Annotated in this window: 1 rRNA gene; it reads left to right on the forward strand. The window is 35.5% G+C overall.

Going from position 1 to position 282, the window contains the following annotated elements:
* Positions 1 to 129: 129 nt before the first annotated feature.
* Positions 130 to 245: ribosomal RNA gene (gene rrf, locus AAHB15_RS30120) — 5S ribosomal RNA — on the forward strand.
* The last annotated feature ends 37 nt before the right edge of the window (positions 246 to 282 follow it).

Consider the following 282-nt stretch of genomic DNA (forward strand, 5'->3'; position numbering starts at 1 on the left):
GTTTTAAAGCGAACTAACTCATTTTTACGAATTTCTTCTATATTATCTAGTTTTGAGAGAATGAAAAAATAAATTTTCTCTTGCAAATTTTAAAAAAGACGTTATAATAAGATAGTGTCTAATAAATAGTCTGGTAATTATGGCGAGAAGGTCACACCCGTCCCCATACCGAACACGGAAGTTAAGCTTCTCAGCGCCGATGGTAGTTGGGGCATTGCCCCTGTGAGAGTAGGAGGTTGCCAGGCTGTTTAACTAATTAAACAAATGTAATACTTTTTATTG

It is taken from the genome of Bacillus sp. OTU2372 (assembly GCF_038440275.1).
Classification (GTDB): domain Bacteria; phylum Bacillota; class Bacilli; order Bacillales; family Cytobacillaceae; genus Neobacillus; species Neobacillus bataviensis_B.